The organism is Streptomyces sp. SM10, assembly GCF_002910915.1.
GTDB lineage: Bacteria > Actinomycetota > Actinomycetes > Streptomycetales > Streptomycetaceae > Streptomyces.
This window is the reverse complement of record NZ_NEUF01000173.1, coordinates 22,449-30,841: the sequence shown is the minus strand read 5'-3', so window position 1 is coordinate 30,841 and position 8,393 is coordinate 22,449. Positions and strand designations below refer to the sequence as shown.

Here is an 8,393-nt window from a genome sequence, read left to right as displayed (position 1 = left end):
GCCCCGCCGCGCGGTCCGGGCCGGGAGGCTCAGCCGTAGCTGACCGGGCGGGCCGGCCGAGCCGCCGCCGCCACCGCGTCCGCCAGCGGCTCGATGTCCGCGGCGGACAGCGGCGAGACGGTGAGGCGCACCCCCTGCGGCGAGGCCATCCGGAACCGCGCCCCGGGGGCCGCCGCCCATCCCGCGTGCAGAAGCCTGGCCACTGCCCCGGTCTCGTCACTGACGGGCACCCACACGTTCATCCCGCTCCGCCCGTATGCCGTGACGCCCCGGTCCCGCAGGGCCCTCACGAGCGCATCCCGCCGCTCGCCGTAGGAGCGGGCGACCCTCGCGGTGTCGACGGCGCCCGAGGCCCACAGGTGGGCCACGGCGCACTGGAGCAGCCCGCTGACCCAGCCGGGCCCCAGCCCCTGACGCCCCGTCACCCGGTCGACGGTCAGCCGGTCCCCGGTGAGCACGGCGAGCCGCAGGTCGGGGCCGTACGCCTTGGAGACGGACCGCACGAAGGCCCAGTGCTCCGTGACCCCCGCGAGGGGGTGCACGGGCAGGTCGACGATCGCGTGGCCGTGGTCGTCCTCGATCAGGAGCACGCCCGGGTGCTCCGCGAGAACGGACCGCAGCTCCTGCGCCCTGCGCCTCCCCACGGTGGCACCGGTCGGGTTCTGCGCCCGGCCGGTGACCACAAGCGCTCTGGCCCCGGACCGCACAGCCCGCTCCACCTCCCCGGGCAGCGGACCGTCCTCGTCCAGAGCCACGGGGACGACGTGCATGCCGAGCGCCGGGACGAGGTCCAGCAGGGCGCCCCATCCCGGATCCTCGACCGCCACCGCGTCACCGGGCTTGAGGTGCGCCGTGAGCACCCGCTCGATGGCGTCGAGCGAGCCGGACGTGACCACCACCGGACCGGCGGGTACACCGTCGGCGTCAAGGCCGGCCCGTGCGAGCTCCGCAAGCCGGGGGACGACCGCGGCGTCCCCGTAGAGGCGGGGGCCCCGGCCGTAGTCGGCCGCGGCAGCCGCCAGCGCCTCCTGGAGGCCGGGAAGGAGGGCGGGGTCGGGGTTTCCGTCGCCCAGATCACGCACCCCGGGAGGGGCTTCCACCCTGAGTGAGCCGCGCGAGGTGCTCGCCGGCCGGGGCCGCACCCTGCTCCCCCGCCGCCCCGCCGTCTCGATCACCCCGCGCTCACGGAGCGTCCGGTAGGCAGCGGCCACCGTATTGGGGTTGACGCCGAGTCGGGCCGCCAACTCCCGCATGGGGGGCAGCACATGACCGGGACCGAGGTCACCCGAGGCGACCCCGCTCTCCACACTCGCGGCAATGTCGGATGCACGCCGCCCACTGATCGGATACTCTCCTAGCACAAACATGATTATGCACTAGCGCAATGGAGTACGCAATGCCGGACACCACCACACCCGACGGCACCGGCCTCCCCGAGGGGACCGCCTACGAGCCCGGCGAGCGCACGGTCCCGAGCCGTGCCAGGGAGCGCGCCTCGTACGATCACGAGACGGTCCACTCGATACTCGACGCGGCCTACCTCTGCCATCTGGGATTCGTCCGTGACGGCGCACCCGTCGTCCTCCCGACGCTCTTCGGCCGCGTCGGGCGCCGGCTGTACGTGCACGGCTCGACCGGGTCACGTCCGCTGCGCGCGACGGCAGCGGCGGATCCGGGTCTCGCGGTCTGCCTGACCGTGACGCATGTGGACGGCCTGGTGCTGGCCCGCTCCGCCTTCCACCACTCGATGAACTACCGCTCGGTGGTGGTGCACGGCACCGCCCGTACGGTGACCGACCCGGACGAGCGGCGCCTCGCGCTCGACGCCATCGTCGACCAGGTCGTGCCGGGCAGGTCGAAGGACTCACGCCCCGCCGACGCGAAGGAGCTCGCGGCGACCGCCGTGATCCGCCTGGACCTCGACGAGGTCTCCGCCAAGGTCCGTACCGGCGGCCCGAACGACGACCCCGAGGACCTCGCCCTGCCGTACTGGGCGGGCGTGGTTCCGCTGGCCCGTGGATACGCGGCGCCGGTGCCGTCCGACGACCTGGACCCGTCGGTCCAGGTGCCGGACTACCTCACCGCGCTCTGACGGGTCGGCAGCGAGCGGGCAGCCGACCCCAGGCCCGTGGCGTCAGGCCGGCACGACCTCGCGCTGCCGCCGGGCCGCCGCCGCCCCGCGCGTCTCGGCGAAGGCGAGCCCCGCAACCGCGGTGAGCAGGAGCAGGGTGCCGACGACGGTGGCCGCCGTGAGCCGCTCCCGCAGCACGGTCACCGCGATGACCGCGGCGCTCACCGGCTCCAGCAGCATGATCACCGAGACGGTCGCCGACCGGACCGCCGCCGCCCCCGCGAAGTAGAGGGCGTAGGCGAGTGCGGTCGGCACCGCCGCCACGTAGACCATCAGCCCCAGCACCTGACCCGCCTCGGCCGTGTGCGGGACAAGGCCTTCCGCCGCCGCCATCGGGAGCAGCCCCACGGCTCCGATCCCGAAGGCCCACGCACTGGTGGAGAGGGAGTTCCCCGCCGCCCCGTCCCGGCCGAGCCACCGGGTCAGCAGGGTGATCGCCGCATACCCCGCGGCCGACAGCACGGCCAGCATCAGTCCGGCGGGCCGCACCTCGGCCGGCTCGCCGCCGACCACCAGCACGGCGAGGCCGGTCAGGGCGCCGGCCACCGCGAGCAGACCGCCCCGGCCCAGCCGCTCCCCCATAGTCAGCCGCGCGCCGACCGCGATGAGGACCGGCCCCGCGCCCAGCGTGACCACCGTTCCGACGGCGAGCCCCGTCGCCTCGACCGCCGCGAAGTACGCGCTCTGGAAGACGGTGAGCCCGATGCCGGTACCCAGGATGCGCACCAGTCGGCGGCTGCGCGGCTCCTTGGGGGTGCGCGGACGGCGGGGACGCAGCGCCAGGGCCCCGGCCAGCAGGACGAGACCACCGACGCAGCGCCAGAACGACAGCGCGAGAGGCCCGAGATCACTGATCCGGAAGAGCAGCGAGGCGGCCGCGCCCGCCGTACCCCAGGCGATACCGGCGACGACGAGATAGACCAGGCTCCGCCCGACGGGCAGGGCGGCGACAGGGTGGGACATGTGACTCTCCAGAAGAAGGGTGGTGGTCGCTCGGCTCCGCGCGCGGGCAGCGACGAACCGCTCGGGGCGTACCCGAGCCCGGTCTTCGTCCGGAGTGACCGCCTCGCGCTAGGCGGCGGGAGGCGGAAGTACGGTCTGCGGCATGACCCGAAGCCTACGACGGGCCCGAGGGCCGGGACAATCCGCCCCCGGCACCGGCCGGCTCGTGCCCGCCCGGCGCTCCGGCCACGGCGACACCCGGGCCCGACGCCACCGGAGCTGACGGTGGCCTGGGGGCGGACGACTGCGCGATGAAGGCGCCGACGAGCACCACCCCTCCGCCCACGAGCTGCGGCGCCGAGAGGTGTTCACCCAGGAGTACCCACGCGAGTACGGTCGCGATGACCGCTTCCAGGCAGGCCACCACGCCCGCGACCTGCGGGGAGAGCAGTCGCACCGACACCACGCCGGTGACGTAGGCGAGCACGGTCGCGAGCAGCACGATCCAGCCGAGCAGGAGCCACGCGGGGACGCCGCGTCCGTCCATCTCCGCGCTCCCGCCGAGTACCGCCCACTCCATGCTCCAGGGCCTGGCCACGACCGTGAGCACGGCCGTCCCGGCAAGAAGTCCGTACGCGATCACCCCGACGGGATGCGGAGGTTCGGCCTCGGCCGTGCTCCCGTGCCCGGAACCCTGGTCCGAGAGGACGAAGTAGCCCACCTGACAGCACGCCGCGCCGAGGGCGAGCAGCAGCCCGACCACGTCGAAGGTCAGTCCGGCCCACACCTCGACGACGCAGGCGAGCCCGCCGACGGCCAGCACCACTCCGGCCGCCGCGGCACGGGTGACGGGCCGCCGCTGCACGAAGCGCACCCAGCCGAGGACGAGGGCGGGCGCCAGGTATTCGATGAGCAGGGCGACGCCGACCGGGATGCGGGAGATCGAGGCGAAGTAGAAGGCCTGCACCCCTGCCACGGCGAACAGCCCGAAGCCGGCCAGCAGAACCGGCCGCTCCCGCACGAGACTCCGGTGCCGCCAGGCGACCGGCAGCATGACGAGGGCAGCGCCGGCCACCCGCAGCCACACCACGTGCAGGGGGTCCAGCCCCGCCTCGATCAGCGGCTTGGCCGCAACCCCGGAACCACCGAATGCGAAGGCCGAGCCAAGGGCCAGGCCCAGACCGGCGCTTCTCCTCTGAGACGCGTGCATCGGCACATCATGGCAGCAGGCGTCAGCAGCGTCACCCCCGTCACACCTGTCCGCCGCGTGTTCATGATCACCCCTTCGCGGCCGTGCGGACACCCAGCCGCCCTACCTCGACGCCCGCCCGCTCCAGCACCTCGACAGCACGACACCGCGGGTCCGCGACCAGCGCCGCCAACAGGTCGAGGCCGTCCGCGTGGAGCTCCCCGCGCAGAAGCGCACAGCCGACCGCACGGTCCAGCGCCGCCGCCGCCGACGGCGACCACCCCTCACCCCCGGATTCCCTCAAGGCCGGGTACGTGCCCGAGTCCTCCTGGCTCCCCTGCCACCGGAGGCCGTACCCGATGCTGCGCTGCACGAGATATCCGAGCACCCTGGCCGTCTGCGGCCCGCCGTCGAAGGCCTCCCGGACCTCGGGGTCGGACTCGACGAGGGAGTGCAGGAGATGAGCGGTGTCGACCTGCCGGTCGCCGTCGCGCACCGCCCGCCTGCGCGCACCGGTCGTGACCACGGCCAGCGCATCGCTCAGCCCGGCACCGGCCCACGGGTGGTGGGGCGTTGCCTGCTCGGGGATGCCTGACGTCCAAAAGTGCACACTCTCACCCCATCAGCCGCGACGGGCGAAAACATCCCCGGTGCGGCCCATCCGCCATCCCGCGAAAGGCGGGGACCACGGGAGCTCCCTCATCCCTGCGGATGAGGCCGCCCCTGACGCGCCCGCGGCGGCCGGTGCCGGGGAAACGGAAGAGGGCCCCGCGGCGGGGGCCCTCTCCCTGTGCGTGCACCGCACGGCTCAGTCCTCGTCGGCGAGGATCAGGTACAGCTTCTTACGGGTGTCGTTGATCACCGCGAGCGCCTTCTGCCGCTGGTCGGCGGAGCCGGTCCTCCAGACCTGGCCGAACGCCTCCATCAGACCGAAGCCGGCCTGGCGTATCTCGTTCACGCCCTCCCAGTCGACACCGCGCCCCGCCTCCTCCCACGGCGCGTCGGGGCCGGATTCGGCCTCGCCACGCCCCAGATCGGTCAGGGTGAACAGTTTCTTGCCGCCCTCGCTGGCGCTGACGATCAGGCCCTCGTCCTCCAGCAGCTGGAGGGTGGGGTACACCGAGCCGGGGCTGGGCTTCCAGGCCCCGCCGCTGCGCTCACCGATCTCCTGGATCATCTCGTAGCCGTGCATCGAGCGGTCCTTGAGCAGGGCGAGGATCGACGCGCGCACGTCGCCGCGCCTCGCCCTGCCCCGCCCGCCTCCCCGGCCGCGTCCGCCGCCGCCACCGAACGGACCGCCGCCGAAGGGCGGTCCGAACGGCCCGAACGCGGGGCGACCGCCTTCGAAGTCCCCCCTGCCGGCGCCTCGGCGCCCGGGGCCGTATCCGTGGTCATGTCCGTGGTCGTGTCCATGTGAACGCATGACTGCGCTCCTCTCTTCATGATGACCGTCCGACTCTTCATCGAACTGTCGCGATGCCTCAACGATATATCGGAAACTATCGCGTGACAAGGCGACCTCCCCAGCGGGGACCGCTCCTCTAAGGTCACCCGCATGACCGAGCCCTCTTACCTCACCGCGCTTCGGGAGTCGTACGACACCGTGGCCTCCGCCTACGCGGAACGCGTCAAGTCCCCGGCGGAGCTGGATCCGTTGTCACGCGCGATGCTGGCCGCGTTCGCCGAGACGGTGCGGACGGAGGGGCTCGGGCCGGTCGCGGACATGGGGTGCGGCCCCGGCAAGGTCACGGCGCACCTGTCGGACCTGGGCGTCCGCGCCTTCGGCATCGATCTCTCCCCGAAGATGGTCGGGCTGGCGCGGCGCGCCTGTCCGGGGCTGGACCTCGCCGTGGGCTCGATGACCGCACCACCCGTCCGGGACGGCGCACTCGGCGGCATCCTGGCCTACTACTCCACCCACCACACACCGCCGGATTCACTGCCCGCCGTGTTCGCCGGCTTTCGGCGCGCCCTCGCACCCGGCGGCCGACTGATGATGGCCGGTCACGTGGGAGACGACGAGATCCTGCGCCCGACACAGGCCTACGGGGGCCATCCGGTGTCCTACGAGAAGCACCTGCTGCCCCCGGACCGGATCGCCGGCCTGCTGGAACAGGCCGGACTCGTCGTCACCGCACGTCTGGTCCAGGAACCGGACGAAGGGACGAAGAACCAGGTAGCCACCTTCCTGGCTCAGAGGCCCGCGCACCCCTGAGCCCGTGCGGCCCCGCCCGATTCCCGCGTTCCGGACGGCCGTCCGGAACGCGGGAACACTCCCCGGCGCACCGGTGCTCACCGCTTCAGGCCACAGCAGTGCACGCGGACCGGTGAGCGCCGCGCCGTGTACGCCCCGGCCCCGCGCGCCCGTGGGCCGGGTACTCGGGCCGCGCATCCGGAATTGGCCTTGGACCGCGCGGAACCCCCCGCCTACGGTCGGCCTCATGAAGATCCGCATCGTCGACGCGTTCACCGACCGCCCCTTCTCGGGCAACCCCGCCGGGGTCGTGGTCCTGGCCTCCGGGCCCTTCCCGCAGGCGGACCGCCTCCAGCTCGTCGCCGCCGAGGTCAACCTCGCGGAGACCGCCTTCGCCCATCCGCTGCCGTCGGGCGGCGAGGCCGACTGGGCGCTGCGCTGGTTCACCCCGGCCACCGAGGTGGATCTCTGCGGGCACGCGACCCTCGCCACCGCCCACGTCCTGCACACGACGGGGGTCGCGAGTGGCACGGTGCGCTTCGCGAGCCGTTCCGGCGTCCTGCGCACCACAGCCCACGGGGACGGGACCCTGACGCTGGACTTCCCGACGGCGCCGCTGACACCGGTGGCGGCCCCGCGCGGGCTCGCCGACGCGCTCGGCGCGTCACCGCTCTCCGTCCACGACACGGGGGAACGCATCGGCGACCTGCTGGTGGAACTGCCCGACGAAGCGGCCGTTCGGGCCCTTCGGCCGGACTTCCGCGCGCTCGCCGCCTGTTCCCGGCGGGGTGTCGTCGCCACGGCGGCGTCCGCCGACCCCATGAGCGGCTACGACTACGTCTCGCGCGGTTTCTTCCCACGGATCGGCATCGACGAGGACCCGGTGACCGGCAGCGCGCACACCGCGCTGGCCCCCTTCTGGTCCGCCAGATTCGGCCGGGACGGCCTCACCGGCCTGCAGGCCTCCGCCCGTTCGGGCCTGGTCCGCACCGCGCTGCGCGGCGAGCGTACGCTCCTGACCGGTAGCGCCGTCACGGTCATCGACGGGGAGCTGCTGGCCGCACTCTGAGCACGGCGGCATCTCACCCCGTGGGCAGCCAGCCCACCTTCCCCGCGAGCAGCGCGTATCCGACGAACGCCCCGATGTCGAGCAGGGCGTGCGCGACGACCAGCGGCCCGACCCGCCCCCAGCGCCTGTACAGCAGCACGAAGACGACGCCCATGACCATGTTCCCGATGAAGCCGCCGATCCCCTGGTACAGGTGGTACGAACCGCGCAGCACGGAGCTCGCCACCAGGGCGGCCATCGGCGTCCATCCCAGCTGCCCCAGTCGCCGGAGTAGATAGCCGACGACGATGACCTCCTCGACGAGGGAGTTCTGCACCGCGGAGAGGATCAGTACGGGGAACTTCCACCACACCTCGGGCAGCGACTCCGGGACGACCGTCAGGTTGAACCCCCCGGCGCGCGCCGCCAGGTAGAACGCCAGTCCCGCGCTGCCGATCCCCGCCGCCACCAGGGTGCCCCGTCCGAGGTCCGGCCATGGCCGGGTCCGGTCGAGGCCGAGGATCCGCAGGCCGGCCCCTTCCCGGATCAGCAGATGCGCCACCAGCGCCACCGGCACCAGTGCCGAGGCGATGCCGAACAGCTGCCAGGCCAGGTCCAGCCACGGGCGGCCCGGGGCGTACGACCCGTTCAGCGTCGCGGCCTGGTCCTTGAGGCCTCCCGGTTTGGTCAGCGATCCGATGAAGCTGATCAGGGCGGACACCCCGCTGGCCCCGAGGGAGAGAGCCAGCACGAGGAGCGTCTCCGAGCGGAGGGTCCGCCGGGACACCTCCTCGTGAGGAATGGATTCAGCCACGCGCCCCGCCTCCACCTGTACATCTGCCGTCAGCCATGCGTCGTCATAGCTTGCCCGACGGCGTCGGCGGGGCGG

General features: G+C 73.3%; 9 protein-coding genes. 3 read left to right on the top strand and 6 right to left on the bottom strand.

Translation table 11 applies throughout. The annotated features are described in order from the left end of the window. Nucleotides 1-29: 29 nt before the first annotated feature. Nucleotides 30-1,361: an aminotransferase class I/II-fold pyridoxal phosphate-dependent enzyme gene (locus B9S57_RS27760; RefSeq protein ID WP_219818602.1), complete on the bottom strand. Its 1,332-nt coding sequence runs from the start codon at nt 1,359-1,361 to the stop codon at nt 30-32. Between the two features lie 35 nt (nt 1,362-1,396). Between B9S57_RS27760 and B9S57_RS27755 the strand changes: the two genes are divergently transcribed. After that, nucleotides 1,397-2,092 (top strand): pyridoxamine 5'-phosphate oxidase family protein, encoded by a 696-nt coding sequence (locus tag B9S57_RS27755; protein ID WP_103759928.1) that lies wholly within the window; start codon nt 1,397-1,399, stop codon nt 2,090-2,092. Between the two features lie 42 nt (nt 2,093-2,134). Here B9S57_RS27755 and B9S57_RS27750 read toward each other — a convergent pair whose 3' ends face one another. The 4 genes from B9S57_RS27750 to B9S57_RS27735 all read right to left on the bottom strand — a co-directional run bounded on the left by B9S57_RS27750 (nt 2,135) and on the right by B9S57_RS27735 (nt 5,685). Beyond that, nucleotides 2,135-3,094: a DMT family transporter gene (locus tag B9S57_RS27750; protein WP_103759927.1), complete on the bottom strand. Its 960-nt coding sequence runs from the start codon at nt 3,092-3,094 to the stop codon at nt 2,135-2,137. Between the two features lie 154 nt (nt 3,095-3,248). Then, entirely contained in the window at nt 3,249-4,283 is a 1,035-nt protein-coding gene (locus B9S57_RS27745) for a DMT family transporter (RefSeq protein ID WP_103759926.1), read from the bottom strand. A 67-nt stretch (nt 4,284-4,350) separates the two neighbouring features. After that, on the bottom strand, nt 4,351-4,872 hold the full coding sequence (locus B9S57_RS27740; RefSeq protein WP_374935992.1) for a Clp protease N-terminal domain-containing protein: 522 nt from the start codon (nt 4,870-4,872) through the stop codon (nt 4,351-4,353). 198 nt (nt 4,873-5,070) lie between these two features. Next, a complete protein-coding gene (locus B9S57_RS27735; protein ID WP_103759925.1) occupies nt 5,071-5,685 on the bottom strand; it encodes a PadR family transcriptional regulator in 615 nt (204 codons plus the stop codon). Between the two features lie 132 nt (nt 5,686-5,817). Between B9S57_RS27735 and B9S57_RS27730 the strand changes: the two genes are divergently transcribed. Then, nucleotides 5,818-6,477, top strand: a complete 660-nt coding sequence (locus tag B9S57_RS27730; protein WP_103759924.1) for a class I SAM-dependent methyltransferase — start codon at nt 5,818-5,820, stop codon at nt 6,475-6,477. Nucleotides 6,478-6,703: 226 nt separating this feature from the next. Then, entirely contained in the window at nt 6,704-7,525 is an 822-nt protein-coding gene (locus tag B9S57_RS27725) for a PhzF family phenazine biosynthesis protein (protein ID WP_103759923.1), read from the top strand. Between the two features lie 13 nt (nt 7,526-7,538). Here the strand turns inward: B9S57_RS27725 and B9S57_RS27720 are convergent, their stop codons facing one another. Continuing rightward, nucleotides 7,539-8,318, bottom strand: a complete 780-nt coding sequence (locus B9S57_RS27720; protein ID WP_103759922.1) for a CPBP family intramembrane glutamic endopeptidase — start codon at nt 8,316-8,318, stop codon at nt 7,539-7,541. Nucleotides 8,319-8,393 lie beyond the last annotated feature (75 nt).

Coding starts and splice junctions, on each gene's coding strand:
- B9S57_RS27745 (WP_103759926.1), bottom strand. CDS start 4,283: ATGCACGCGTCTCAGAGGAGAAGCGCCGGTCTGGGCCTGGCCCTTGGC.
- B9S57_RS27730 (WP_103759924.1), top strand. CDS start 5,818: ATGACCGAGCCCTCTTACCTCACCGCGCTTCGGGAGTCGTACGACACC.
- B9S57_RS27735 (WP_103759925.1), bottom strand. CDS start 5,685: ATGCGTTCACATGGACACGACCACGGACATGACCACGGATACGGCCCC.
- B9S57_RS27750 (WP_103759927.1), bottom strand. CDS start 3,094: ATGTCCCACCCTGTCGCCGCCCTGCCCGTCGGGCGGAGCCTGGTCTAT.
- B9S57_RS27725 (WP_103759923.1), top strand. CDS start 6,704: ATGAAGATCCGCATCGTCGACGCGTTCACCGACCGCCCCTTCTCGGGC.
- B9S57_RS27755 (WP_103759928.1), top strand. CDS start 1,397: ATGCCGGACACCACCACACCCGACGGCACCGGCCTCCCCGAGGGGACC.